At 68.3% G+C, this 26,639-nt stretch carries 23 protein-coding genes; 6 read left to right on the forward strand and 17 right to left on the reverse strand.

What is annotated here, in order from left to right:
* Positions 1 to 26: 26 nt before the first annotated feature.
* The 4 genes from tsaE to ACIBCN_RS32620 all read right to left on the reverse strand — a co-directional run bounded on the left by tsaE (position 27) and on the right by ACIBCN_RS32620 (position 4,429).
* Complete coding sequence (gene tsaE / locus ACIBCN_RS32605) at positions 27 to 473, reverse strand: tRNA (adenosine(37)-N6)-threonylcarbamoyltransferase complex ATPase subunit type 1 TsaE (protein WP_396995553.1); 447 nt, start codon at positions 471 to 473, stop codon at positions 27 to 29.
* Positions 466 to 1,548, reverse strand: a complete 1,083-nt coding sequence (locus ACIBCN_RS32610; protein ID WP_396995554.1) for an alpha/beta fold hydrolase — start codon at positions 1,546 to 1,548, stop codon at positions 466 to 468. The genes tsaE and ACIBCN_RS32610 overlap by 8 nt, the downstream gene beginning before the upstream one ends.
* Entirely contained in the window at positions 1,545 to 2,672 is a 1,128-nt protein-coding gene (gene alr / locus ACIBCN_RS32615) for an alanine racemase (RefSeq protein WP_396995555.1), read from the reverse strand. Before alr ends, ACIBCN_RS32610 begins: the two co-directional genes overlap by 4 nt.
* A 308-nt stretch (positions 2,673 to 2,980) precedes the next feature.
* Positions 2,981 to 4,429, reverse strand: a complete 1,449-nt coding sequence (locus tag ACIBCN_RS32620; RefSeq protein ID WP_396995556.1) for an NAD(P)H-hydrate dehydratase — start codon at positions 4,427 to 4,429, stop codon at positions 2,981 to 2,983.
* 95 nt (positions 4,430 to 4,524) lie between these two features.
* On the opposite strand from ACIBCN_RS32620, the gene ACIBCN_RS32625 reads away from it, so the two are divergent.
* The gene (locus ACIBCN_RS32625; protein WP_396995557.1) at positions 4,525 to 4,953 is read left to right on the forward strand and encodes a plastocyanin/azurin family copper-binding protein; all 429 of its coding nucleotides are present in this window, start codon (positions 4,525 to 4,527) and stop codon (positions 4,951 to 4,953) included.
* Positions 4,954 to 4,961: 8 nt separating this feature from the next.
* Here ACIBCN_RS32625 and ACIBCN_RS32630 read toward each other — a convergent pair whose 3' ends face one another.
* Positions 4,962 to 5,453: a MarR family winged helix-turn-helix transcriptional regulator gene (locus ACIBCN_RS32630; RefSeq protein WP_396995558.1), complete on the reverse strand. Its 492-nt coding sequence runs from the start codon at positions 5,451 to 5,453 to the stop codon at positions 4,962 to 4,964.
* A 137-nt stretch (positions 5,454 to 5,590) separates the two neighbouring features.
* Here ACIBCN_RS32630 and ACIBCN_RS32635 point away from each other — a divergent pair, with 137 nt between their 5' ends.
* Positions 5,591 to 6,790: an MFS transporter gene (locus tag ACIBCN_RS32635; RefSeq protein ID WP_396995559.1), complete on the forward strand. Its 1,200-nt coding sequence runs from the start codon at positions 5,591 to 5,593 to the stop codon at positions 6,788 to 6,790.
* A gap of 99 nt (positions 6,791 to 6,889) precedes the next feature.
* On the opposite strand, the gene glmS is transcribed toward ACIBCN_RS32635, so the two are convergent.
* A complete protein-coding gene (gene glmS, locus ACIBCN_RS32640) occupies positions 6,890 to 8,773 on the reverse strand; it encodes a glutamine--fructose-6-phosphate transaminase (isomerizing) (RefSeq protein WP_396995560.1) in 1,884 nt (627 codons plus the stop codon).
* 36 nt (positions 8,774 to 8,809) lie between these two features.
* On the opposite strand from glmS, the gene ACIBCN_RS32645 reads away from it, so the two are divergent.
* Positions 8,810 to 9,667: a dienelactone hydrolase family protein gene (locus ACIBCN_RS32645; RefSeq protein WP_396995561.1), complete on the forward strand. Its 858-nt coding sequence runs from the start codon at positions 8,810 to 8,812 to the stop codon at positions 9,665 to 9,667.
* Positions 9,668 to 9,932: 265 nt separating this feature from the next.
* Here ACIBCN_RS32645 and ACIBCN_RS32650 read toward each other — a convergent pair whose 3' ends face one another.
* The 5 genes from ACIBCN_RS32650 to ACIBCN_RS32670 all read right to left on the reverse strand — a co-directional run bounded on the left by ACIBCN_RS32650 (position 9,933) and on the right by ACIBCN_RS32670 (position 13,334).
* Entirely contained in the window at positions 9,933 to 10,280 is a 348-nt protein-coding gene (locus ACIBCN_RS32650) for a hypothetical protein (protein WP_396995562.1), read from the reverse strand.
* 140 nt (positions 10,281 to 10,420) lie between these two features.
* Complete coding sequence (locus ACIBCN_RS32655; protein ID WP_396995563.1) at positions 10,421 to 12,247, reverse strand: hypothetical protein; 1,827 nt, start codon at positions 12,245 to 12,247, stop codon at positions 10,421 to 10,423.
* Positions 12,248 to 12,286: 39 nt separating this feature from the next.
* The gene (locus ACIBCN_RS32660; RefSeq protein ID WP_396995564.1) at positions 12,287 to 12,619 is read right to left on the reverse strand and encodes a hypothetical protein; all 333 of its coding nucleotides are present in this window, start codon (positions 12,617 to 12,619) and stop codon (positions 12,287 to 12,289) included.
* 111 nt (positions 12,620 to 12,730) lie between these two features.
* Positions 12,731 to 13,039, reverse strand: a complete 309-nt coding sequence (locus tag ACIBCN_RS32665) for a DUF6802 family protein (RefSeq protein ID WP_396995565.1) — start codon at positions 13,037 to 13,039, stop codon at positions 12,731 to 12,733.
* A 103-nt stretch (positions 13,040 to 13,142) separates the two neighbouring features.
* Complete coding sequence (locus ACIBCN_RS32670; protein ID WP_396995566.1) at positions 13,143 to 13,334, reverse strand: PspC domain-containing protein; 192 nt, start codon at positions 13,332 to 13,334, stop codon at positions 13,143 to 13,145.
* Between the two features lie 256 nt (positions 13,335 to 13,590).
* On the opposite strand from ACIBCN_RS32670, the gene ACIBCN_RS32675 reads away from it, so the two are divergent.
* The gene (locus ACIBCN_RS32675; RefSeq protein ID WP_396995567.1) at positions 13,591 to 15,246 is read left to right on the forward strand and encodes an ABC-F family ATP-binding cassette domain-containing protein; all 1,656 of its coding nucleotides are present in this window, start codon (positions 13,591 to 13,593) and stop codon (positions 15,244 to 15,246) included.
* Positions 15,247 to 15,264: 18 nt separating this feature from the next.
* On the opposite strand, the gene glmM is transcribed toward ACIBCN_RS32675, so the two are convergent.
* The 5 genes from glmM to ACIBCN_RS32700 form a co-directional block, all read right to left on the reverse strand.
* Complete coding sequence (gene glmM, locus ACIBCN_RS32680; RefSeq protein ID WP_396995568.1) at positions 15,265 to 16,641, reverse strand: phosphoglucosamine mutase; 1,377 nt, start codon at positions 16,639 to 16,641, stop codon at positions 15,265 to 15,267.
* A 314-nt stretch (positions 16,642 to 16,955) separates the two neighbouring features.
* Positions 16,956 to 17,471 (reverse strand): 30S ribosomal protein S9, encoded by a 516-nt coding sequence (rpsI, locus tag ACIBCN_RS32685; protein ID WP_396965410.1) that lies wholly within the window; start codon positions 17,469 to 17,471, stop codon positions 16,956 to 16,958.
* The gene (gene rplM, locus ACIBCN_RS32690) at positions 17,468 to 17,911 is read right to left on the reverse strand and encodes a 50S ribosomal protein L13 (RefSeq protein WP_135234871.1); all 444 of its coding nucleotides are present in this window, start codon (positions 17,909 to 17,911) and stop codon (positions 17,468 to 17,470) included. The genes rpsI and rplM overlap by 4 nt, the downstream gene beginning before the upstream one ends.
* A 158-nt stretch (positions 17,912 to 18,069) precedes the next feature.
* Positions 18,070 to 19,848 carry a hypothetical protein gene (locus ACIBCN_RS32695; RefSeq protein WP_396995569.1) on the reverse strand — a complete coding sequence of 593 codons (1,779 nt, stop codon included), beginning with the start codon at positions 19,846 to 19,848 and terminating at the stop codon, positions 18,070 to 18,072.
* Positions 19,849 to 19,924: 76 nt separating this feature from the next.
* Positions 19,925 to 22,408, reverse strand: coding sequence for an FHA domain-containing protein (locus ACIBCN_RS32700; RefSeq protein WP_396995570.1), 2,484 nt, complete (start codon positions 22,406 to 22,408; stop codon positions 19,925 to 19,927).
* 108 nt (positions 22,409 to 22,516) lie between these two features.
* Here ACIBCN_RS32700 and ACIBCN_RS32705 point away from each other — a divergent pair, with 108 nt between their 5' ends.
* A complete protein-coding gene (locus ACIBCN_RS32705) occupies positions 22,517 to 23,965 on the forward strand; it encodes a metallopeptidase (protein ID WP_396995571.1) in 1,449 nt (482 codons plus the stop codon).
* Positions 23,966 to 23,972: 7 nt separating this feature from the next.
* Here ACIBCN_RS32705 and ACIBCN_RS32710 read toward each other — a convergent pair whose 3' ends face one another.
* Complete coding sequence (locus ACIBCN_RS32710; protein ID WP_396995572.1) at positions 23,973 to 25,259, reverse strand: FHA domain-containing protein; 1,287 nt, start codon at positions 25,257 to 25,259, stop codon at positions 23,973 to 23,975.
* 144 nt (positions 25,260 to 25,403) lie between these two features.
* On the opposite strand from ACIBCN_RS32710, the gene ACIBCN_RS32715 reads away from it, so the two are divergent.
* Entirely contained in the window at positions 25,404 to 26,609 is a 1,206-nt protein-coding gene (locus ACIBCN_RS32715) for a hypothetical protein (RefSeq protein ID WP_396995573.1), read from the forward strand.
* Positions 26,610 to 26,639: the final 30 nt, after the last annotated feature.

The following is a 26,639-nucleotide window of genomic DNA, read 5'->3' on the forward strand; positions in this document are numbered from 1 at the left end:
GCCGTCGGTGCGGAGCTACCGGGTAGTTAATCGACCCATTCCCATTCGGCGGTGCGCACGTCCGACTCCGGTTCGCGCGAAAGCAGCACCCGCAGGTGCCGATCGGTCAGGTGCTCCACGACGCCGCGGCCCCACTCCACCACGACCACCGCCTGATGCAGGTCGGTGTCGAGGTCGAGGGCGTCCAGCTCGTCCAGGTCGCCGCCGAGCCGATAGGCGTCCACGTGCACCAGCGGCACCGCGCCGTCGCGCTCGCCGGCCCGATGCTGGCGGGCGATGATGAACGTCGGCGAGCTGACCCGGCCCTGCACGCCGAGACCCGCGGCGATGCCCCGCGTGAGCGCGGTCTTGCCCGCGCCGAGCGGGCCGTCGAGCACCACCAGGTCGCCCGCGCCGAGCCCGGCCGCCAGCTCCCGGCCGAGTGCCTCGGTGTCGGCGACGGTGGGCAGGATCCGCTGCTGCCGGTCAGCCACTGGTCGCCTCCGAGGCTTGGGTGGGTTCGCGCACGCCCGCGCGGACGAGCAATCGATCGAGTGCGTCGTTGACGATATCCGGGTACTGCAGGTGCGCCATGTGCGCGGCGCCGATGAGGCGGATTACTTCGCTGCTCGGCAGCTCGTGCGACAGCGCGCGCGAGTTGCGGAACGGGATCACCAGGTCGTTGGTGCCGCCGAGGACCAGGACCGGCAGGTGCGCGAGGGTGGGCAGCGCGGCCGATTCGTCGTGCAGCTCGATGGCTTTCAGGAATTTCACGATGGTCTCGACCGGCGTCCGATCGATCATCATGGTGGTGAATCGGGACAGGGTGGGACTCACCTCGCCGTGATACGAGCTGACGTGCAGGATCGGCGTGATCACATGTCGCGCCGTGGAACGGCCCGCCTGAACCAGCGCGGGCGCGGTGGTCACGGCCATCCGGAAGCCGTCGATCGCCGGATTGCGCAGCAGCTGGGTGATGCCCGCCGCGGTGACCTCGGCGGCGGCCGTGGAGAGCAGCGCTACCCCGATCACCCTGGCCTCGAACAGCTCCGGGAATTGCGCGGCGGCAGCCAGCACCGCCATCCCGCCCATCGAATGGCCGACCAGCACCACCTGTCCGGTCGGCGCGCTCGCCGTGATCACCGCGGCGAGGTCGCGGCCGAGTTGGGCGACGGTGCAGCTCGCCGTCTCCGGCGTGCCGGAGCGGCCGTGCCCGCGTAGGTCGAACAGGACGAGGCGCGCGCTTGCGCCCCAACGCTTTTCGAGGTCGCGGCGCTGAAAGTGGAAGGACTCCATGGTGTTGCAGAAGCCGTGCACGAAAATCACGGTGACCGGCGCGTCCGCAGGACCGCATTCGCGGGTGGCCAGGCGAACGCCGTCGTCGGTGAGCACCGCGCCGGAGCGGTCTTCGTCGATGAGATCGAAGTTCTCGTCCCGGTATTCGTCGCGGCGGGCGGGCCACAGCACCCTGGCGCCCGCCCGGCGCAGCGCGTGCGCCCCGGCCAGAGCGCCGATCACTCCCGCGGTGGCCAAGCCGCCGCGCACCGGGGTGATCCGGGGGCGTCTCACCGGGCACCGCCCACGTAGCGGCGGACAGCTCTGCCGCGCGGGGCGCAGACCACCTCGTAGTTGAGGGTGTCGAGCTGGTTCGCCCAGTCCTCGGCCCGCGGTTCGCCCTGGCCGCCGCCGAACATGATCGCGACGTCACCCTCGCGGATGTTCGCGGCGTTGTCGCCGAGGTCGACGACGAACTGATCCATACAGACCCGGCCGACGTTCGGGTGCCGCGCGCCGCCGAGCCAAACCTCGAAACGTCCACTCAGCGGCCGGAATACGCCGTCGGCGTAGCCGGCGGGGATCAGCGCGACCGTGGTGTCGCGGGGGGCGATCCAGGTGTGCCCATAGGAAACGCCTGCCCCAGCGGCGATCTGCTTCACCTGAACGACGCGCGCCTGGAAGGTCATCGCGGGACGCAATCCGAAATCGCCGAGATCGGGGACCGGCGAGTGACCGTACATCGCGATGCCAGGACGGACCAGGTCGAAGGCGAGGTCGGGGCGGGTCAGCGTGGCAGGTGAGTTGGCCAGGTGCACCAGTTCCGGTTCCAGGCCGTGCTCCTTGGCGAGGGCGATGGCCTCCAGGAAGCGGTCACGCTGCAGGTCATTGGTCGGGTGCTCGGGTTCGTCGCCGCGGGCGAGGTGGGAGAAGATCGCCCGGAAGCGCACCGCCTGCTCGTCGACGAGGGTCCGCAGTTCCGCGAGGGCCTGCGGGTATTCGACCGTCGACAGGCCGTTGCGATTGAGCCCGGTATCCACCTTGAGGGTGACCGTCGGGGCGCGGCCCGTGCTCCTGGCCGCCGCTTCCACCGCACGCAGCTGGCTGAGCGAGGAGACGCCGATCTCGATGTCGGCACCGATCGCGGCGGCATAGTCCGCGTCGGAGTCGTTGAGCCAGCTCAGGATCGGCGCGGTGATACCGGCCGCGCGCAGCTGGACGGCCTCGTCGATCGTGGTGACGCCCAGTTCGGCGGCACCCGCGGCCAACGCCGCATTGCCGACCTCGACGGCACCGTGGTTGTATCCGTCGGCCTTGACCACCGCCATCACGGCGGCATCGCCCGCGAGTTCGCGCAGGATGCGCACGTTGTGTGCGATGGCATCCAGATCGACGACAGTCTCCACCTGCGCGTTCACGCTTGTCCGCCTCTCCGGGAATTCAGGCCAGACGCGGCGGCCACGGCGGTGGCGTCGGCGGCTGGCGGTGACGCGGCAGGCTGCGGTCAGCCCATACCCGCCGAGTTACCCATGTGCTGTCGAAGTCAGTCGTCACGATTGTTCTTGCTGAAGTCTATTGGGGCGGGGATATCTGGTTGCGGCGAGTTGCCCAGGCCGTGTTCTGCGGCACAGCGGGGCGGGCGGTCCTATCACTGAACTCCGACGGGCTGCGGGGGTTGTTCGCCTATGTCGGGAGGGGCCGACCTGTACGCGTAACGAACCTCGAGTCAGCCGTCCGAATGGGCCAGGGCGCGGAGGGTGCGGAGGGCCGGGCGGATGTGGTCGAGCAGCGGGGTTGCCGAGATAGGCGCCGCGTCGGGGTGGCCTTCGTGCGCGGCGAGGTTCGCGGCGAGCGCGTGCACCCGTGCGGCAGCCGCGGCGGCCCGGCTCGGGCTGTGACCTGCGGCGAGCAGAGCGCCGATGATGCCGGAGAGGACATCACCCGCGCCCGCGGTGGCAGCCCAGGACGCGCCGGCCTCGTTGACGAGAACCGGAGCGCCCGGGGTGGCGACCAGAGTGGCGCGACCCTTCAACAGGACGGTGAGCTGCCAGTCTTCGGCGAGCTCGCGCACCGCGGTCACCCGATCGTCACCGACCTCCGCTCCGGTGAGTCGCGCGAATTCGCCTGCGTGCGGGGTCAATACGGTCGGCGCCGAGCGGCCGCGAACCAGGTCGGGTTCGGCGGCGAGCATGGTGAGGCCGTCGGCGTCCACCACCACGGGCAGGTCGGTAGCGAGGATCTCGACGAGCCGCTTGTGCGCGTCGGCGTCGGTGCCGGCACCGGGTCCGAACACCCAGGCCTGCACTCGGCCGACCTCCGAGACATGCTCGGTGGCAATGACTTCCGGGAAATGGGCGAGGATATCGGCGGCGCCGGTTCCGGCATAGCGGACCAGGCCGGAGGTCGCCGCGACGGCGGCACCGGTGCACAACACCCCCGCACCCGGATACTCGGCACTGCCCGCGCAGACGCCGGTGACGCCCTGGGAGTACTTGTCGTCGGCCGCATCCGGCACCGGCCAGCCCGCGCCGATCGAAGCGGGTTCCAGCGCCGCCAGATTCGGCTCGGGTAGTCGTAACCCGATGGGCACCAGCTCGATTCGCCCGCAGTTCGGTGCGGCCAGCACATGCACCGGCTTGTACACACCGAAGGCGACGGTGACGTCGGCCCGGACGGCGGGGCCGGTGATCGCGCCGGTATTTGGATCCACGCCACTCGGCAAATCTGCGGCGACGATCGGGACACGCAGCGCCGCAACGAGTTCTGCAGCGGCCGGGCGCAGCGCGCCGCGGCCGGAGATGCCGACTATGCCGTCGATCACCAGATCCGGCTCGCCGATCTCGTCGCGTACCCGGCCGCCCGCCTTACGCAGCGCCGCAAGACCTTTCGCATGGGCACGGGCCGAATTCAACAACACCGCGGTGACCGCGACACCGCGGTGGCGCAGCATCGACCCGGCCCACAGCGCGTCGCCGCCGTTGTCTCCGGAACCGACGAGCAGGGTCACCGAGCGTCCGGCAACACCGCCGGTGCGCGCCCGCAACTCGCCTGCGACGACAGTGGCCAGGCCGTACGCCGCACGTTGCATCGGGACGCCGTCCGGGACCCTGGTGAACAGCTCGGCCTCGGCCTCGCGTACTTCGTCGGCGGTGTAATAACCCCGCTGCGTGGACATGGGCGATCCTCCACTTCAGTACCGTCTGTTACGCACCGCGCGGCACCGAGAGCGCCGCACAAGCCCGCAACGACAGCAGACTACGCTTGGCGATCATGCCTATGGTCAAGCCCCGTGCAAGGTCTACACAGGTTGTTACCGGTTTCGTGCTGGCAGCGGCGTTGCTGGTCGCCGGGTGCGGCGGTAGCGACTCCGGCGCGGCCGCGACGACCACGAAGCGGTCACATCCGACCACCACCACATCGCAGCCCGCGGGCGATACGAAGCCCGCGGCCGGCACGGTCGAGGTGAACAACATGAAGTTCGCCCCCGCCGACATCACCGTCAAGACCGGCGACACGGTCACCTGGCACTTCGCCGACAAGGCCCCGCATACCGTGCAGGGCATCGGCGACAAGGCGATGGGCCTCAACAGTCCCATCATCGACAAGGGCGACTGGAGCTACACCTTCACCGTGCCCGGCACCTACCGGTACCTCTGCTCGCTGCACCCGGAAATGCGCGGCACCGTCACCGTTCAGTAGCCAGCCTGCTACACCGGCCGATATTGGCGGGTGCGCGGGCTCCGCGCGGAACTGGTGTTGAGTGCTTCGACGGCCGCCACCAAAGGTGCCAGCTCGGGGTCGGCGGCGGCTTGACCCAACGCGCTGGAGAGCGCGGCGTCGTGCGTGGGCCGGGCCTGCTCGAGCAGGGTCAGGCCAGGCGGAGTGACGTCGGTGTAGATGCCGCGACGGTCGTCGGGGCACAGATAGCGCTGGAGTAGGCCGCGGTCCTCTAGGCGGGTGACCAGGCGCGTCGTCGCGCTCTGACTCAACACGACGGCCTCGGCGACCTGGTTCATCCGCAGGTGACCGCCCGGCCCATCGTGCTGGCGGCTGAGCACCACCAGCAGCGAGTACTCCCGAACGCTCAGGTCGTGGCCGCCCTGTAGGGCCCGTTCGATGTGTGCCTCGATCCGATCGTGCAGCAGCGACAGTGCGTACCAGCCATCGGCCAGGCCGGTCAGGGCGGCATCCGCGGTCATCGCGTTCCTTCCGCGTAGAGGTTGTCCCTCCAGGATAGATGAGAACCGCAATAGCCCGCGCTTGCAATTATCACGCGTCTGCAATTATTGTTGACGCCTGTAAGGAAGAGGCGCAACTATCGTGGAGGCTCCCGCTCATGCCGCTCGCACTCCTCGCCCTGACACTCGGGGCCTTCGGAATCGGCACCACCGAATTCGTCGTCGTCGGGTTACTCCCCGACATCGCCGCCACCTACGCGGTGTCCATCCCCACCGCGGGGCTGCTGGTCACCGGGTACGCGCTCGGCGTCGTGGTCGGCGCGCCGCTGATGACCGGGCTCGGCACCAGGGTCTCGCGCAAGCGGATGCTGCTCGGCATGCTGCTGCTCCTGGTGGCGGGCAACGTATTGTCCGCGGTCGCACCCACGTTCGGCCTGATGCTGACTGGACGGATCGTGGCCGCACTGGCACACGGCGCGTTCTTCGGCATCGGCGCGGTCGTCGCGGGCGCCGTGGTCCGCCCGGACAAGCGCGCCGGGGCGATCGCGATCATGTTCACCGGACTGACCGTCGCCACCATGGTCGGCGTGCCGTTCGGCACCCTGCTCGGCCAGCAATTCGGCTGGCGGCTCACCTTCCTGATCGTCGCGCTGGTCGGCTTGATCGGCCTGGCCGGTATCGCCCTGCTGGTGCCGGAACAGCCCGCCCCACAGGACGCGCGGCTGCGCACCGAACTCGCCGTCTTCCGCAACCCGCAGGTACTGCTCGCGATGGCGATGACGGTGCTCGGCTTCGGCGGTGTCTTCGCCGCGATCACCTATCTCGCGCCGATGATGACCGAGGTCACCGGTTTCGCGGACAGCTCGGTCACCTGGCTGCTCGTGCTGTTCGGCTTCGGCTTCTTCCTCGGCAACCTGATCGGCGGCAAGTTCGCCGACCGCCACCTGATGCCGATGCTCTACCTATCCCTCGGCGGGTTGGCCGTGGTGCTCGCCCTGTTCACCCTCACCGCACACAACAAGATCGCCGCCGCGATCACCGTCGTGCTGATCGGCGCCCTCGGCTTCGCCACCGTCCCACCCCTGCAGAAGCGCGTGCTCGACCAGGCTTCCGGCGCACCGACTTTGGCGTCGGCCGTCAATATCGGCGCCTTCAACCTCGGCAACGCCATCTCCGCCTGGCTCGGCGGCCTGGTCATCGCCGCGGGCTTCGGCTACACCGCTCCCAATTGGGTCGGCGTCGTCCTGGTCGTCATCGCCCTGGCTCTGGCCGTCTGGTCCGGCGCTCTGGAACGCCGCTCGACCAGCCGAACTCACGCTGCCGCCGCCGAACCCCTTGTCGTTGCCTCCCACCGCTGACTCACGCGCGGGTGTTCCCGGCCCGGCAGCTTGAACGCAACGCACCCCGAATCGCTGAGCGGTTCGGGGTGCGTCGGTTGAAACGGTTGGGGCGTCAGGTTATTCGACGGTGACGGACTTGGCCAGGTTGCGCGGCTTGTCCACGTCGTAGCCGCGGGCCTGGGCTACTTCGGCGGCGAAGATCTGCAGCGGGACCGTCGACAGCAGCGGCTGGTACAGCGTGGGGGCCGTCGGGATCTCGATGAGGTCGTCGGCGAACGGGCGGACCGTGTCGTCGCCCTCCTCGGCGATCACGATGGTGCGCGCGCCGCGGGCCTGGATCTCGCGAATGTTGCTGAGCAGCTTGGAGTGCAGCACCGCTCGCCCCTTCGGGGACGGCATCACCACGATCACCGGCAGGCCCTCTTCGATCAGCGCGATCGGGCCGTGCTTGAGCTCGCCCGCCGCGAAACCCTCGGCGTGCATGTACGCCAACTCCTTGAGCTTGAGCGCACCCTCCAGCGCCACCGGGTACCCGACGTGACGGCCGAGGAACAGCACCGTCGACACGTGTGCCAGCTCGCGCGCGATCGCCCGCACCTGCGGCGCGGTCTCCAGCACCCGCTCCACCAGCTTCGGCATCGCCTCGAGTTCGGCGAACTCGCGGGCCACCTCGTCCGGGTACTTGGTGCCGCGCGCCTGCGCCAAGGCCAGCCCCACCAGGTAATTCGCGGTCACCTGAGCCAGGAACGCCTTGGTGGAGGCGACGCCGATCTCCGGCCCCGCCCTGGTGTAGAGCACCGCGTCGGACTCGCGGGGGATCTGCGCGCCATTGGTATTGCAGATCGCGAGCACGCGCGCCTTCTGCTCCTTGGCGTGGCGCACCGCTTCGAGTGTGTCGGCCGTCTCCCCCGACTGCGAGATCGCCACCACCAGCGTGGAACGATCCAGCACCGGGTCGCGGTAACGGAATTCGCTGGCCAGCTCCACCTCGACGGGCAGCCTGGTCCAGTGCTCGATCGCGTACTTGGCCAGCAGCCCGGAGTGGTAGGCGCTGCCGCAGGCGACCACGAAGACCTTGTCGAAGTCGCGCAGTTCCTGATCGGCGAGCCGCTGTTCGTCCAGCACGATCCGGCCCGCGCCGTCCTTGTCCACGCTGAAATGCCCGATCAGCGTGTCCGCGACCGCAGCGGGCTGCTCCTCGATCTCCTTGAGCATGAAGTAGTCGTGGCCGCCCTTCTCGGCGGCGGCCAGATCCCAGTCGATGGTGAACGGCCGAGTACGCGCGGCCGCGTCGTCGCCGGCGAAATTGGTGACCGTGTAGCCGTCGGCGGTGATCACCACGGCTTGGTCCTGACCGAGCTCGACCGCCTCGCGGGTGTGCTCGATGAACGCCGTGACGTCCGAGGCGATGAACATCTCGCCCTTGCCGACACCGATGACCAGCGGCGTCGAGCGCCGCGCCGCGAAGATCAGGTCCGGGTGATCGGCATGGGTGAAGACCAGCGTGAACGCGCCTTCCAGCCGGCGAACCACCGCGAGCGCGCTGGCCGCGAAGTCGCCCGCCGTCGGACCGTCGGCGTAGGCCCTGGCCACCAGGTGCACGGCGACCTCGGTGTCGGTGTCGCTGCGCAGCTCGACGCCCGCGTCCTCCAGTTCCCGTCGCAGCGGGGCGAAGTTTTCGATGATGCCGTTGTGCACGACGGCGACCTTGCCGCTGTCGTCCCGATGCGGGTGCGCGTTGCGGTCGGTCGGCGCGCCGTGCGTTGCCCAGCGCGTATGTCCCATTCCGGTGCTGCCCGCGAACCGCGCCACCCCGATTTCGGCGAGTTCGGCCTCGAGATTCGCCAGCTTGCCCGCCTTGCGTTCCACTGCCAACGCACCGGCGCCGTCCACGATCGCCACACCCGCGGAGTCGTAGCCGCGATATTCCATGCGGCGCAACGCGTCAACGACAACGCCGAGCGCGTCCCGGTATCCGACGTACCCCACGATTCCGCACATGGCTCACCAGAGTACTTATCGGATAACGTTCTCGTCGTGTCGGCGTCTGTGAAATCACTCCTGAGCACCCTGATCAGCCGCGGCCCCCATCGGGTGCTGCGCGGCAATTTGGCCATCGCCGGGCAGCCGGGGGTGGTATTCACGCCCGAATCCGGGCTCAACCTGCCCGCCGTCGCGTTCGGGCACGGCTGGCTGACCGGCGCCGGCAACTATCGGCAGCTACTCGAGCACCTCGCGTCCTGGGGTTTCGTGGCCGCCGCCCCCGACACCGAGCGCGGGCCGATCCCGTCACATCTCGCCCTCGCCACCGACCTGCTCACCATCTTGGACATCTGCACCGGTGTGCGACTCGGCGACGGCACCATCAGCGTGCACCCCGACCGCCTCGCCCTGGTCGGCCACGGCATGGGCGCCGGCGCCGCCGTCATCGCCGCGACCCAACGCCAGGTAGCCGCGGTCGCCGCACTGTTCCCGGCCCCCACCGCACCGTCCGCGGAAACCCTCGCCCCCGACCTCGACACGCCCGCCCTGATCCTGGCCGGCGCCACCGATCTCGCCTCGGTCAGCTCCAACGCCATCCCCCTCGCCACCGCATGGGGCGGCCCCTCCGTCTTCCGCGCGATCGACGGCGCCTCCCACAACGGCATCATCGAGGGCCGCCGCATGCTCGCCGCAGTCGGCGCAGGCAAACACGAATCCAAAACCGCCCGCACCACCCAAGCCCTGCTCGCCGGCTACCTCCTCGCCACCGTCGCCCGCGACAAGACCTATCAGCCCTTCGCCGATCCCGAAGCAGACATCCCCCACACGGTCGTCGTCGACCCCGAAGCCAAAGAAGACAAGCCCACCCCCAAACTCAAGATCACCCAACTCGCTGGCCTCCTCCGCCGCTAACACCCCTCACACCCACTCCACAACCCGCACCCCCGTACACATGGTGTGCAGGTCACACAGCCGGTGTGCGGCCCCAACTCCCCACGCATGCACCAGAATCCGCACCCTCACTCGGGATCCGCACTGCCTCTAGGGCCCTATTTTGATGAGTGCGGATCCCGAGTGAGGGTGCGGATTTGGGGCGATACCGCGTTGAGAGCGGTACTCGGTCACCGAGGTGAGATGCTGCGGTCAGTGCAGGACCCGGACCCGGTGTCGGCAGTGGCTAGATCAGCCAGGTTTCGCGCTGGTAGAAGGCGGCTTCCTCGTCCTCCTGGTCTACCGGGAGAACATCTCGGCCCGCTTTGCGCGCGGCGATCGAGCGGGCAATGGCTTCGCGTTGTTCGCGGGCCGCTGTCTCCAGGCGTTCCCGTTCTTCGACTTCGGCGCGCGCTTTGTCCAGTTCGTCCGAGTGTGCCGAACAGAACTCGCGCATTTCGGCGGCGGCAGCAGCGGTGAGTTCGCGGCTGGTGTCCGCGGTCTTGCGGTTGATCTGCTCGAGCTCGTCCAGCAGTAGGGCCGAGCGGCGACGGCATTCCTCGGCGACACGCTCGATCTCCTCGGCGTAACTCACGATGTCGATTCTCCCCGATCCGCAAGTGGACATCAGCTCGCGGCTCCGTGCCGCCGCTCGACTCCGCTCGGTGAGCGCGTCGCGCACTCCCCGCCGCATCCGCACCTAGGCTACCGGCTCACCAACGCACTGCGTCGGGCTCACAGCGGACCCGCTTCGGCCAAGTCTCCCATCGGGCCCGCCTCCGCCAATTCCGCGCCGCTGTCGAACGGGGCGTCCGGATTCTGTTCGCCCGGCATGCGTTTGGGCCTGTGTTCGCCATCTTCTCCGCGCCGCATCGGTGGCGGAGTGCCGACCCGGGCGTTCGGTTGGCCGGAGTTCTCCTCAGGGGCGTGCGACGGCTTCTCCGGTACCGGCGCGGTCGGAGTCGAGTCCGTAGGCGCCGACTTTTCTCCCGGCGACGCCGGCGCCGGGCTTTCACCGGGTGACGGCTTTTCCCCAGGAGGTACTTGCGACGGCTTCTCCGCTGCCGACGCGGGCGGCTGCTTTTCCTCTGGCGCCGGTTCGTCCTTCGATTCGTGCACCTCGATGACCGGCATCCCGTGTTCGTCGAGCCGCACGCTGAACTCCTGCGCCTTGCCGTCGGCTTCGGACATCATCAGTTTCAGCTGACCGTCCGGGCTCATCTCGAACTTGAGATGCTTACCGGCAACGTCGAATTCGGCCGCGGGCTTTCCGTCCGGCTTTCCGTCGCCGTCCTTGTCGACCTGCGTCGGATCGATGATGCCCTCGACCATCTTCACCGCGTTGTCGACGCCGTCGCTGACCATCCCGGACAGCGAGCTGATTCCCGATTCGACCAGGTGACTGATGCCGGATGTCAACGGCGACAACTGACTCGCCACCTGACTGAGCGCCGGGAGCCCCTCCAACGACGACGTATTAGGAACCGTCGGCGTAGTAGGTGTCGCGGGCGTGCTCGGCGCCGAAGGTATCCCCGTGCTCGCCGGAGCAGTGGTCGACGCCGGTACCGATGGCGACGCGGGAGTCGACGGCGACGCGGATGGCGACGCGGGAGTCGACGGCGCGCTCGGCGTCGACGGCGCAGGCGCCGTACTCGCGGGAACGACTGGCGCAGCGGGATTTCCGGGCTGAGCGGTCGGCGCGCCATCGTCCTTCGGCTGCGGCGGCCCCGCCGCCGCCGGACGCGGATAAGCCGTATCGGGAACCTCATTCAGCGCACCGATGAGCGGCTCGTAGACGTTCTTCACCGCTTGGTCGGTCAGGTCGCAGGCAGTGCTGAACTTCTGCACCTTGGCCGTGTAGTCGGGTTGAAAAACCTTGTCGAGCCAGTCGCGGCACCGCTGCTTGATCCGGTCCTGGTACCCGGTGCCGGGAACCAGCAACACGAGATCGCCCGATGGCCCGTCCTCATCGAGCTCCGGGAAGAGGCGGCGCAGCTTGCTGAGCAGGCTGTTCTCGGTGATGTTGCTCCAGGCGATCGACGTGCCCGAGATGATGTCGTCGACATCCTCCGGGGTCTTCCCGTCGATCTTCACCCCTTCGCCGTTTTCCAGGATGTGCAGCACCACATCGGCTTTGATCTTCACGGCGGTCCGCAACGCGGCGATCGACCCGGCCAGTGCCCGCCATGCCGTTCCGGCCGTCTTCCAGTCCGCGTCGGCCTGGCCGACCTGCTGATTCAGCATGCGGATCGCGGCTTCGGCGGCCTGCCCCTGCCACAGCGAAGGCAGCGCCTGCGCGGCAACGCGCTGGTTGTCCACTTGCACTCCGGCTTTCTGCAGCACCTCCTGCAGCCGGACCGAGGCGTTGTACAGGTTGTCCTCGTTCAGCCCGTTCTGTTCGTAGAAGCGCTTGTGCAGCTGCTCGTAACTGGCCAAGCCCGCGGACGGGGCAGTGAAGGCGCGGTGGTAGCGCGGCTCGAAATACTCGAAGTACAAGAGACTTCGAGACCCGATGTCGAGGTACTCCTTGATCCGCGCGTGTGCGGGAACGGTGAAAACCACGGCTAACCCCTTGCCGTCGAGGTGCGGGCGTCCGGAAGCTCAGCTCTGGATCTCACGGCCGACCTTCGCGATGTCTCCGGCGGTCTCCTTGACGGTGTCCGAGTACCGCACCACCGACGCACCGAGCGCGTCCGCCGTGGTGATCGTCGCCTCGGCCCAGTTCTCCATCCAGTGGGTGATCCGCTCGAAGCCCTGCTGGATACGCTTGCCGTGCTCGGCATAGTGTTCGCCGGCATCGCCGGGACCGAACTCCTTCTCGGTCACTTCCCGCGAGTACTGCGCCACCGCCTGCCCGGATATCCGGAGATCGTTGGCGAGCCGACCCAGCTCCCCCGTCTGGACGCCGACCATGCTGTTCGGATCGCCGGTCATCTACGCCCCTCCGTGTTCGCCGAGTGCCGCCATACTTCCTTCGACGCGCCTCGCCGACGTTCGGTTCCATCGAATCCGCGGCGGTAGTGCCGACCCGCCGCTGCGACGAACCTACGTGCCGATCTTCCCGTGGTCGGTGCGTACCCACTCCGAGGTACCGTCGGGATGCCGATGGAATTCCCACGCCGCGTAGTCGCCGTCGTTTTCCACGACCGTGACGTGGTCCGCCAGTCCGTCGTGGTCGTAATCGGTCCAGACCTGCATCGCGTCGCCACCGTTGGTGGTGATGGTGTCGAGCGTTCCGTCACCGTCGATGTCCTGGGTGGGGTGGTGCAATTCGACCGCACCCAGGCCGTCCAGTGACGAGGACGCGTCGATGCCGGGTAGTTCCAAACCCGGCAATTCACCCGAGGTGATCATTACTCCTCCTCAGCGGGACTCGTGGTGCTGTCATCCAATGACCCGACAACAACGCTATCGCTCCATCCTGACATCCACAGGAGCCCGACGCAGCCCCCTGGCCTCACTTCTTCGGCATCAGCAGCCACAGCACCAGGTAGATGATGAACTGCGGGCCGGGCAGCAGGCAGGAAAGCACGAACAGCAGGCGCACGACATTGGCATTCCAGCCGAGGTACTCGGCGATGCCGCCACAGACTCCGGCGATCCACTTGTCGTGGGTGGAGCGGGTGAAACGGCGGGCAGGTGCGGTCATGGTCTTCCCTCTCTGGTGATGATCTCTTCGAACTCCACTCTGCCGAGCCGGACGCCGTGGCACATCGGTCCATGGAGCTATGCCGACCCTGATTTCCTACGACCCTGGTTCAGGGTGTTACCCCGAGTAGCCGACCGGTGCGGGATGGGTCGCGCGAACACGGCAGACTTAGGCCAGTGAGGGAGCGTCAGCGAGTGAACCAGAGACACAGCGTGCCTATGCACACGACGGAGCCGAGCGCCAGCGAGGCGCAGTCGTGAGTACCACTCTGCACGCGCGCGGACTGTCCGCGGGACACGGCGAACGCACCCTGTTCGATGATCTCGATCTCACCCTGGCACCGGGTGACGTGATCGGCTTGGTCGGCGCGAACGGCGCGGGCAAGTCGACTCTGCTGCGCATGCTCGCGGACCGCCGCACCCCGACCGGCAGCATCACGCTGAGCCCACCCGACGCCACCGTCGGCTATCTCGCGCAGGAACCCGAGCGGGTACCCGGCGAGTCGGTGCTCGAATTCCTCGGTCGCCGAACCGGCGTCGCCGAGGCACAGCGGACAATGGACGCCGCCGCGGAGAATATCGCCGACGGCGGCGAAGACGAGTATTCGCCCGCACTGGAGCGCTGGCTCGCGCTCGGCGGCGCGGATCTGGACCAGCGCGCCGCCGAGGTAGCCGCCGATCTCGGCCTGATCGCCAGCCTGCCCAACGGCCTCGACACCCCGATGACGGTCCTGTCCGGCGGCCAGGCCGCGCGCGCGGGATTGGCCTCGGTGTTGTTGTCCCGCTTCGACATTCTGCTGCTCGACGAGCCGACCAACGACCTCGACCTGGACGGCCTTGCCCGCTTGGAACAGTTCGTCACCGGCGTCCGAGTGCCGCTGGTGGTGATCAGCCACGACCGAGAGTTCTTGGCGCGGACCGTCAATCGGATCGTCGAACTCGATCTGGCACAGCAGCAGGTCGACAGCTACGACGGCGGCTATGAGGCGTACCTGATGGAACGCGAGATCGCCCGCCAGCACGCGCGCGAGGCCTATGAGGAGTTCGCCGACACCAAGGCGGGCTTGGAGGCGCGGGCGCAGATGCAGCGCAACTGGCTTGAACACGGCGTGCGCAACGCCCGCCGCAAGGCGCGCGACCCGAAGAAGGTCGACTCGGACAAGGCGGGCCGCAAGATGCGCGCCGAGTCCACCGAGAAGCAGGCCGCCAAGGCCCGCCAGACGCAACGCCGCATCGAACGCCTCGACGTGGTCGAGGAACCGCGCAAGGAGTGGGAGCTGCGGATGACCATCGGCGCCGCGCCGCGCAGCGGATCGGTGGTGGCCACGCTGTCCGACGCGACGGTCACCCAGGGCGATTTCACCCTCGGCCCGATCACCACCCAGGTCGACTGGGCCGACCGGATCGTGCTCACCGGCGCGAACGGCTCCGGCAAATCCACGCTGCTTGCGCTGCTACTCGGAAAGATCAAGCCGCACAGCGGATCCGCCACGCTCGGCGCGGGCGTGGAGATCGGCGAGGTCGATCAGGCGCGCGGCCTGTTCCGCGGGACGACCTCGCTAGCCGACACTTTCGGCGCACAGATGCCGGACTGGCCGGACGCCGAGGTCCGCACGCTGCTCGCCAAGTTCGGCCTGCGCGGCTCAGTCGCGTTGCGCGCCTGCGAAACCCTGTCCCCCGGCGAACGCACCCGCGCCGCCCTCGCGCTGCTGCAAGCCCGCGGCGTGAACCTGCTCGTCCTCGACGAACCGACCAACCATCTGGACCTGCCCGCCATCGAACAACTCGAGCAGGCCGTCGAATCCTTCACCGGCACACTACTGCTGGTCACCCACGACCGCCGGATGCTGGACACCATCCAGGCCACCCGCCGCTGGCAGATGGACTTCGGCAAACTCACCGAAACCACCTGACGGGCAAGGTCCTTCGGATCAGACCGACGCGACGCGCTTGGCGAGGTCGTCGGCCAGCTGCCTGGCCTGCGCGAGATCGGTGGCTTCCACCATGACGCGCACCAGTTGCTCGGTGCCGCTGGGGCGCAGCAGGACTCGGCCGGTGTCGCCGAGGATGCGTTCGGCTTCCAGCACGGCGTCCCGCACCTCGGGCGCCGCCGCGACCAGCGATTTGTCGCTGACCGGCACGTTCACCAATACCTGTGGCACCGTGTGCAATACGGCCGACAGATCGGCGAGGCTACGCCGGGTGCGCGCCATCCTGGCCATCAGTTTCAGGCCGGTGAGCACACCGTCGCCGGTGGTGCCGAACCGGGGGAAGATCACGTGCCCGGACTGTTCACCGCCCAGCGTGTAACCGCCGCGGCGAAGTTCCTCCAGCACATAGCGGTCGCCAACGGCGGTGGTGAGCAAGGTGATCCCGGCTTCGCGCATCGCGATGTGCAGGCCCAGATTGCTCATCACGGTACCGACCAGGGTGTTCTTCGCCAGCTCGCCTGCCTCGTGCATGTCGAGGGCGAGGATCGCCAGAATCGCGTCGCCGTCGACGACATTGCCGTCGGCATCGGCCGCGAGGCACCGGTCCGCGTCACCGTCGAGGGCCAGCCCCAGATCGGCGCCGTGCTCGCGCACCGCCCGCTGCACCGTGTCCAAATGCGTTGAGCCGCAACCATCGTTGATATTGAGGCCGTCCGGCTCGGCATTGATCGCGATCACCGTCGCGCCCGCCTCGCGGAAGGCGGCGGGCCCCACTTCGGACGCCGCGCCATGCGCGCAATCGACCACAACGGTCAGTCCGGACAGGTCCTGTCCGGTCGCCTCGACCAGATGCTCGACATACCGCTCATGGGTGCCCGCGACGCTGTACTGGTCCGGCACGACCTGTCCGTGGTCGCGCGCGCCGGACGCGTTGACCACCCGCCCGATGCCGCGTCCGGTCGGCCGCAGCGCGTTGTCCTCGGCGAGCAGCGCCTCAATGCGGTCCTCGATGGCGTCGTCGAGCTTGTGCCCGCCGGCCGCGAAGATCTTGATGCCGTTGTCCGGCATGGGATTGTGCGAGGCGGAGATCATCACGCCGAAGCACGCGTCGTAGAGCCCGGTGAGATAGGCGACGGCGGGGGTCGGCAGCACGCCGACCTGCAGCACGTTCACCCCGGCGGCGGTGAGCCCCGCGGTGACCGCGGCCTCCAGCATCTCACCGCTGGCCCTCGGGTCGCGGCCGACGACCGCGAGGGGACGCTTCTTGCCACTGCTCAAAATCTGGGCGGCCGCACCCGAAACGCGCAGCGCCAGTTCCGGACTCAACGACTCGTTGGCCAGCCCACGGATTCCGTCGGTGCCGAACAAACGTCCCATACCTCAGCCCCTCATCGGTGGATCCGCGGCGCGCCCGAAGACGATACGTACACATCCGGAGGGCCGTCGATGTAACCGGTCCAGGGTATACACGCAACACGAAGGGCCTCGAAACGCCGCGGCTTGATACAGCACGAGAGCAGGCGACCAGCCATTGCTGGAAGCCTGCTCTCGTACAGGTTGCCCGCCGACCGTGCTGTGCCGGACGCAGCGAGCTCTGCGTGGTTACGCAAAGCTGCCGCCTCCGAGCCCGGCGACTCCGCTGGCCCCGGCACCTCCAGGGTGCCGGATGACGGTGGTCGGCGAGGCCAAAATCAGCGCTTCGAGTACTGCGGCGCCTTACGGGCCTTCTTCAGACCGTACTTCTTACGCTCCACGGCGCGCGGGTCACGCGTCAAGAAGCCGGCCCGCTTCAGGGCGGGACGGTCGTCCGGGGTGACCTCGATCAGCGCGCGGGCGATGGCCAGACGCAGGGCGCCCGCCTGTCCCGACGGGCCGCCGCCGTGCAGCAGGGCGACGATGTCGAAGTTCTCGGCCCGCTCGACGGTCACCAGCGGCGACTTGACCAGCTGCTGGTGCACCTTGTTCGGGAAGTAGTCCTCGATGGTGCGGCCGTTGAGCACGAAGTTGCCGGAGCCCGGCACCATGCGTACGCGAACGACGGCTTCCTTACGACGGCCGACGGTCTGCACCGGGCGGTCGATCACGATCGGGGCGAAGGTCTCGACTGCGACCTCGGCCTCTTCGTAGCCTTCGCCGTCCTCGACAACCTCGGCGGCGTCGAATTCCTCGACGACGGCTTCCTCGTTGAATTCCTCAGGAGCGGTCACTGGGCCACCTGCTTGATCTCGAATGGAATGGGCTGCTGAGCGGCGTGCGGGTGGTTCGGGCCTGCGTAGACCTTCAGCTTGCCCGCGATCGCGTTGCCGAGCTTGTTCTTCGGGATCATGCCCTTGACGGCCTTCTCCACGAGCCGATCCGGACGGCTCTCCAACACCTGACCGACAGTGCGCGACTTGAGGCCGCCCGGGTGCCCGCTGTGGTGGTGGATCAGCTTGTCCGCCTTCTTGTTGCCGCTGATGGCAACCTTCTCGGCGTTGATGATGATGACGAAATCGCCACCGTCGAAGTTCGGTGCGTAGGTCGGCTTCGTCTTGCCACGCAGCAGGTTCGCTGCTTGGACGGCGAGACGGCCGAGCACTACGTCAGTGGCGTCGATGACGTACCACTGACGGGTGACGTCACCAGCCTTGGGGCTGTACGTAGGCACAGTGCTTCCCTGTCTGTAGTCGGTGTTGCCGGCCAGGCATGTGGTCGAAGCTCCCGGCGGCCGGTGGAGACCCGGGGTTCGATTGCACGACCGGTTGCCCGGCCGTCCATACGCCAACGAGCCACAATACCAGCCAGCATCCGGCGATCGAAATCGCGTCAGATCTCGATCGGCGGCCCTGGATCGATGGCCCGGCGCGGGCCGGGCAGCAGGAAGCGCAGGGTGTCCACGCCCGGCTGCTTGCAGTCCTGATCCGCGGTCTCCCGGCCATTGCGCTGACCACCCGAGTGGCCGCGCGCGGCCGAGACGCCGGGACTGACCTCGTTGGTCACATACGGCGTCAGCGGGCACACGATCGGCTCGGCGGCGGCAGGCGCCGGTGCCGCGGCCAAGGTCGCCGTCGCCGAGGTCAGCTCGATGCGATCACCGCCGGACGGCAGCGCGACCACCGCGAGCGCCAGCGCGCCGACCACCGTGTGCGCCCCGAACAGGTTGTCCCTCATCTTGTTCCACAGCTTCCCCTTCCGGGGCCGGTCCTCGTCGTCGTCCTCGGACTCCGGCTCCCGCCATTGCCCGTGCCGCCCCTGCTCGGCGGCATCGGACTGCGGCGCCTGATACGACCGCGCACCGGATGTCTGGCCGGACGGCGGCCCACCCTGCGGCGGAAGCCGCTGCTGCTCCTCGGGGTACTGCCCCGGCGGGCGGGTGAAACGACTGCCCAGCTCGGCGAGATTCGGGGGCAGCCGGGGCACCTCGTCGCGGGTGATCCTGGTCGTCGGTTCCTCGCCCTGCGTCGGATAGCCGGGCCCGTACTGCACGGGCGGCACCGTTCGCGGCGGAGACGGATCCATGTGGGGTTGTGGCACGTCCGTTCGGCGCTGTGACGACTCCGCTTGGCGCTGCGCCGACTCGGCCTGCCGATGTGCGGCACCGGCCTGACGCTGCCCGGGGGCGGCCTGCTGCGGTGCGGATTCCGCCCGGTAATGCCCGGCCGGATCGCGGTACTGCGGTCCCGGATCCTGGAACTGGGTGGGGTCGACCGGTGGCTGCGCGGGCTCGGCATGCCGGCCCGACGGTTCCGGTTCTTCCGCTTCGGTATCGGTCACCAGCAGGTGCGCGGCACCGAGCACGAGCGCGTGCATCGGATGATCGGCCACCTGCAATCGGTGGCCGAGATGGTTCTGGAAGGCCAGTCGCAGCGCGTCGTTGAAGCAGACGTTGCCGGACAGCAACACCGTCGAGGTGTCCGCGCCGATCGAGCGGGCCGCGGCCATCACCTCGATCACCACGTTGTCCGCGGACCTGGCATCGCGCATCGACTCCATGGTCACCGGCACATCGACCGATTCGGTCGGCTGTTCGTCGTCGCCGTGCACCGCGACGACCAGCACGGTCCGGCCGTCGGAGTACACACCGGTCGCGCCGATGCCGTGCGGCCTGGCCTGGTCCGGCGGATGCACCAGCCCGAGCGCGCGCACATAACCGGACAACGCGACACTCTCCGGCAGCGGCTCGACGGTCACGTCGAGCTGTTCCACCAGCCCGGCGTACACCTCGACCTTCTCGTCCGGCCAGCTGTCCGGGAACGGCAGCGCCACCAGGTCCGGCTTGCCGCGCAGATGTTTACCGATCGCGGCCAGCGGGTTGTACATCCTGGCCCGGAACACCAGCTCCGCGGGCCAGGTCGCCCCGGCCACCACGATCTGCGGATGCCCGAGGATGTCGCGCACGTCGGCGATCGCCATGCCGAGGTCCGGCCGCTGCCGGTCCACGCCCGCGGTGTGCAACCGACCCGACGAATCCGCCAGCAGATACGCCGGCGGTGTCCACATACCTTCCACCTGGACCGGGCGGATCGGTGTGCCACCGCCACCCGCGGCCACGGACACCACATCCCAGCCGAGATGTACCGCCCCTACTCGCACCGTCACAGGCATAAGTGTGCCTGGTGTGCGGCCGAGATGCTTGCTGTTGTCCGGAGCCCCCGGTCGTGGCCGGAAAATCGCGCGCCCGTCACGCCGCCGACGCCTTCAGTCGCAGCCGCCGCCAGGTGAGGACGGCGAGCGCCAGGGTGATCAGCAGCAGCACGCCGACGTCCAAGGCCCAGATGCCCGGCGTGTGCTGCCACAACGTGTCCGGCTGCGCGCTGAGGAACACCTCACGAATGTTCACCGTCGAGGCACCGGCCGCGTACCCCCAGCGCGCCGGGAACAGCCAGGACACCTGCTCGAGCACCACCCGGCCGGTGACCGGGATCAGTCCGCCCGCCATCACCAGCTGCACCATGATGGCCACCACCAGCAGCGGCATCACCTGCTCGTTCGACTTGGCCACCGACGAAAGCAGCAGGCCGACAACGACACAGCACACCGCGGTCAACGCGATATCGATGTACAGCTCCCCGCTGCCGGAGGACAGCACCGCCCCCTCGCCCGGCCGTTTCTTGCCCGCGAGCACGATGCCGACCAGCACCGCCGACTGCAGCAGCGCGGTGCAACTGAACACCGCGATCTTCGCCGACAGATACGCCGACGGCAGCAATCCGACCGCGCGTTCGCGCTGGAAGATGGTGCGCTCGCCGACCAGGTCACGCACGGTGAGCGTGGATCCCATGAAGCAGGCACCGAGGATCAGCACGACGAGCAACTGCTGGGTCTCGCCGCCGCCAGTGGGCACGAAGGTGCCGTCCGGCAACGCCTTCAGCGCGCCCCGCTGGAAACCGTCCTTGCCGGGCACCACCAGCGATAGGGCGCCGAGGATGAACGGCATGATCACCAGGAACGATAGATAGCCACGGTCAGCCAGGATCAGTCTGATCTGTCTGCGCGATAGCGTCGAGAACTGTTTGCCGCCACTGGATTGCGGTGGTGAGCCCGCGGACCCGTATTGCTGGGGTGGCGGCGGCGGCGGCGCGAACGCTTGTCTGGATCGATAGGCGGCGAACGCCTGATCCGGGTTCGCGGCCACGTTGGCGAAGATCTCCGCCCAGTCCGTGGTGCCGAGCGCGGCGCCGACACCGGCCGGGTTGCCGCAGTACGCGGTCTTGCCGCCGGGCGCCAGCAACAGCACCTGGTCGCACATGTCCAGGTGGGCGATGGAGTGGGTGACCACGATCACCACGCGGCCCGCGTCGGCCAGCTCGCGCAGCATCACCATCACCTGCCGGTCCAGCGCCGGGTCGAGGCCCGAGGTCGGCTCGTCCAGGATCAGCAGCGAGGGGCCGGTGAGCAGTTCCAGCGCGACCGACGCGCGCTTGCGCTGACCGCCGGAGAGCCGGTCCACCCTGGTGTCGGCGTGCTCGGTCAGCGAAAGCTCTTTCAGCACACCGTCGATCACCTGTTGCCGGTCGGCCCTGCTGTTATCCGGCGGCAGCCGCAGCTCGGCCGCGTAGCCGAGCGCCTGGCGCACGGTGAGCTGCCGGTGCAGCACATCGTCCTGCGGCACCATGCCGATCCGGGAGCGCAGCGCCTCGTACTCGGCGTGCAGATTGCGGCCCTCGAAGGTGACCACGCCGCCGGACGGCCGGGTGGTGCCCGCGATCAACCTGGACAGCGTCGACTTGCCCGCGCCGGACGGACCGATGAGCGCGGTCAGCGTGCCCCGGCTGGCCTGCATATTCACATCGACCAGCAGCTGCTTGTTGCCCTCGACGGTGAACGCGACCCCGTGCACCGCGAGCCCCTGCTCGGCCACCGGCTTCTGCCGCAGCACCAAAGTGCCCTGCTGGACGACGAAGTCGATGTTGCCGATGGTGATGATGTCGCGCTCGCGCAGCACCGCCTGCTGCTGGCGGTGGCCGTTGACGAAGGTGCCGTTCGCCGAGCCGAGGTCCTCGATGGTCAGCCCGTCGGAAGCGGCGAGCAGGCGCGCGTGCTTGCGCGAGGCCAGCGGATCGTTGACGACGATCTGGTTGTCGGTGGTGCGCCCGATCGTCAGGCCACCCGCGGGCAGGCGGTCGGCCCTGGCGATCGCCGCGGTCGAGGCCCTTGCCCGCACCGGCGGCATGTTCGAGGTGTCGGCGCGGGTGGTCAGATTGACGTTCACCTGCGGCTGCGCGTCCTGCGGCGGCTGATAGGCCGGGCGCTGGAACTGCTGGGCCGGCCGCTGACCCGACTGCGGCTGGCCCGGCATCGGCTGCTGACCCGACTGCGGCGGCCGCACCGAAGGGCGCTGCGGGGGTTGCGGATTGGCGGGCAATAGATGGAGTAGCGGGCCGCTGATCGCATCACCGAGCCGCACCTGCGTCGGCCGATCGATAGACACCGGTTGCGCGAGTCTGCGGGCATCGACGAACACGCCGTTGGTGCTTCCGTTATCGGACAGCACCCAAGCGCTACCCTGCCAAGCGAGCGTCGCGTGTACCCGCGAAACCAGCGGGCTGTCGACGAAAAGCGTCACCTCCGGGGCACGGCCCATGGTGACCTGCTGGCTCGAATCGAAGACTCGTTCGTTTCCATCATGGCGCACGGTGATGGTCTGCGCCCCCGGTGAAGACATGCAGCGGATACTATTCCATCACCCGGACATCGGCGGTGCCCCCGACGCGCCTTTTGCCCCGATCCGGCGACCGATGAGAACGTGATACCGGCCGATTTAGGGGGAGCTTTGCCGAAAGTCCGTGCGACGGCGATCATTACCGCCGCGCTGATCGTTGTGGTGCTGGTCGCGGGCTGCACCCGGCTGGTGGACGGCCGTGCCGTCTCCATTTACGACGACCCGTTCAAGGTGGCAGGACTGCCGACCACCAGCGGTCCGAGCGGCCCGCGAGAAGGTGTGCCGGACAGCTCGCTCAAGGCCACCAATGGCGACGGCAGCCCCGAAGACACCCTGGCCCTCAACGCGGTCGACGACATCCAGAGCTACTGGCACGCCGAATTCGGCAAGGAATTCCAGAGCGGCGATTTCAAGCCGGTCGACACGCTGCTGTCCTGGAGCGCGAAGTCGCCGCGCGGCGATGCCCGCGAATTCTGCAAGGAGACCACCTTTCACCTGGTGAACGCCGCGTACTGCCGGTTGGACAACTCCATCGGCTGGGACCGCTCCGTGCTGCTGCCCGCGATGATCGACACCTTCGGCAAGATGGCGGTGGTCATGGTGCTCGCGCACGAATACGGGCACGCGGTGCAGACCATGGCCAGGCTCGTCGGCGCCAAAGATCCGGTGATCGTGAAGGAACAGCAGGCCGACTGCTTCGCGGGCGCGTTCATGCGCTCGGTCGCCGAGGGCAAGTCCAAACACTTCACCATCAACACCTCCGACGGCCTCAACTCCGTGCTCGCCGCCACCGTGGCCATCCGCGACTCCGACCCCAGCGACCCGGAGAGCGTGCATGGCTCGGCCTTCGAACGCGTCACCGCCGTGCAGATCGGATTCACCGACGGCGCCAAGGGCTGCAAGCGCATCGACATGGACGAGATCAATCAGCGGCGCGGCTCTCTTCCGAAGGATTTCCGAGACGACACCGGCCGCGGCGAATACGAGATCAACAAGGACACTCTGGTCGAGCTCAGCAAGGCACTCGGCGCGCTGCTGCCGACCAAGCCCTCGCCGACCTACAACTACTCCGGCGCGAAGATCAACTGCCCCAACGGCGTCGCCACCGAACCGGTCAGCTACTGCCCGGATACCAACACCATCGGCACCGACATCCCCTCCCTCGCCCAGCGCGGCACCTCGAACTGGGATGTCGACGATCCGCTGCCGTTGAAGGTAACCGGTGACTACAACGGCTACATCGTCTTCATTTCCCGCTACACCCTCGCGGTGCAGAAGAATCACGGCCAAGACCTGATCGGCGCCAAGACCGGGCTGCGCGCGGCCTGCCTGTCCGGCGTCATCACCGGCAAGCTCGCGGCGCCGAACCGCCCGGTCGCACAGGGCGACATCGGCCTTGCCGCAGGCGATCTCGACGAAGCGGTCTCCGGCTTACTCACCGACGGATTGGCCGCCAGTGATGTACAGGGCAACACCGTGCGCAGCGGCTTCGCCCGCGTCGACGCGTTCCGGGCGGGCGTGATCAACGGCGAAAAGACCTGCATGTCACGGTATTCGTGAACTGCCGCTAGCCGAAGGGTGGCGGCGCGGTGTGTTCGAAGCGCAGCACGCGGTTGCCGAGCATCACCTCGGCACCAGGGACCAGGACCATGGATTGGTTGGGCGCCAGGCGAATCCAGTCGCGGTAGCCGGGCAGCCGAGTGCGGGTGCCGTTGGTCGACCCGCGATCCACCACGGTGACATCCCAATTCAAGAGGTGGATCTCGGCGTGGGCCCGGGACATGCCGCCGGAGGAGTCGTCCACCCGCAGCGGGACCAGGCCGCGCTGCGCGGCGTCGGAATGTTCTGGGTCGCGGCCGATCACGGCGTCGGCGGCGAGCACGTAGGTCATGCCGTCGTCGAGGATCAGCATGCCGAGCGGCGGGCGAATCACCTCGATCAGCGCCTGGGTCTGGTCTACCGGCATGCCGCACACCGTGCAGAACGCCGCGCGCGGATCGCTGGGATGCGCTCTGGCGCACTTGAATCCCATCACCTTGACGGTGAGCGCGGTGGCCTTCGCCGTCGCCTCCAAGCGCCGCTGCAGCTCCGGATCGGGCGGCGGCGCCGGGCTGGTGCCGCGCACCTCGGTATGCGCGTGATGCGGGTCCTGCCCGGGCCCGTGCGCGTCGGTCGAGGGCCGACTTCCGGTGTGCGGCCGCGCTTCTCGCTGCCCCTGGGTGGGCGGATCCTGGTCGATACGCGCGGTCGGCAGCCGCTCCTCGTCGTCGCGCCGATGCGTTCCTTCGCGCGGCACTCCCGACAGCGCCCTGGTCCGCACCTCGTCGGTCCAGATGATCGCGCCGCCCGCCTGCGCGATGCCCTCGACCAGCCAGCCGATGCCGCGCTGCGCGGGCAGTTCCGGGATGCGGCCCTTCGCGTCGTCGACAAACAACGCGACGGCCCGCGCGGGCACCCCGGCCACCCGGTCCACTGTGAATGCCGCGTCACTGCCCCGATAACGCTCGACAGTGCCGTCGCCGGCCAGCACCGCGGTCACCGCGCCGTGCAGAAATATCGCCACCCCACCGTTTTCCGCGGTGGACAGGATGCCGAAATCGATCGGCTCGCCCGGACTGATCTGCTCGGCGTCCTTCATCAGCCACCGGGTGGCCTGGCGTGCGATCAACGCGCCCGGGCCCTTGGGCTCGTGCTCGGTCGCCGCACGCACCAACTCGGCCAACGATTCCAGGGCGAGCACGGCGGGCGAATCCTGCGTCAACCTGCCCAGGCCGCGATGCCCGACGACCACGACCGCCCCGGCGACGCGGACCACCGCGTGACCACCGACGACGACCTCGACCTGCCGATCCATCAGAGGTATCGGCCTGTACCGAGCACGCGGTCCGGGGTCGTCGTCACACGAACCAGGGTATTGCAATCCCACAACTATCGACCCTCCTCCCAGGCGTCCGTCCGGTAACTTCAGTGGCAGCACGTGAAGAAACGAGGACCCGTCATGGTTCGGACATCGCGAATCGCGCTTGCCGCGTCGTGTATCGCATTGACTGGTCTGCTGACCGGGTGCGGCGGCGTGCGGGGCACCGCTACCGCGGGCGAGGTCGACGTGCGCCAACTGGAGGTCGGCATCTACGCGGTCGACCGCCACCAGTACAACCAGGACCCCGGCGACAAGGCCGCGCTACTAGAGGGCATGCGAATGTCCGACGCGGTGGCCCCGACCGTGCAGATCGATCCGTCGCTCAAATTCGGCCGGGGCAGCACCGTGGTGGCCGACGCCGACCAGGCGCTCGATTTCGTCGCCAAATCCTCCAAGCCGGTCTTCGACGACCGCAAGCTGATCACCGGCTACGCCGCCAGCGGCGCCGACCAGCCCGACCCGGCCGGGCAGACCAACCCGGCCCCCGACGCCACCGCGGTGACCACCGCCCTGTTCCGTTTCCCGGATCCGGCCATCGCCAAACTCGCCGCCCGCGAGCTGGAAGACGCCGACATCAGCATCTCGCCGGACAATCGTAAACTGCCGTCGACCAAGTACCCCGACGCCTACATCCATTGGCGCCCAGGCGTTCCCACCGTCGGCACCTTCATGGCCTACAAGGAATTCGTCATCTCCCTGTTCATCCAGCGCCCGCGCGCCGACAGCGCCGACCTGACGGGCTGGGTCGACAAGACGCTCGGCGCGCAGGTCGCCCAGCTGGACAAGTTCCAGGCCACGCCGCAGGAGAAGATCAAGGACCTGAAGGTCGATCCGGACGGACTACTCGCCCGCGTCGCCGTGAGTGACCGCAAGAACCGCACCCCCGACGCCGCCCTCTTCGCCATCTTCGGCCCGCACCACATGGTGCACCGCGCCGAGGACGAATCCGCGCACCTGCGCCTGGTCGACGAGGCGGGCGTCGACCGCCAAGCCGTCGCCGACGACAGCTACGTCGCGCGCACCAGGGACACCGCCGCCGCCCAGATATTGGCCGACGGTCTGATGGAAAGCGAAGGCGCACACTACGACACGCTCGGCGCACCGAAGGACGTGCCGGGCGCGAAATGCCTGCAGCTCAATAGCAAAGGCAATCCCGATCGCGAATACAAGTTCCGGTGCTACGTCTCGTACAAGCGTTATGTGGGTGTCGTGACCAGCGACAAGGAACCTGATGTCCGGCAGAAAGTTGCCGCGGAGTACGCGCTGCTGGCGAACAGCCTGTGAGCCGGACCCTGAACGTTGTGGGCGGGTATC

Source organism: Nocardia sp. NPDC051052 (assembly GCF_044456045.1).
Lineage (GTDB): Bacteria > Actinomycetota > Actinomycetes > Mycobacteriales > Mycobacteriaceae > Nocardia.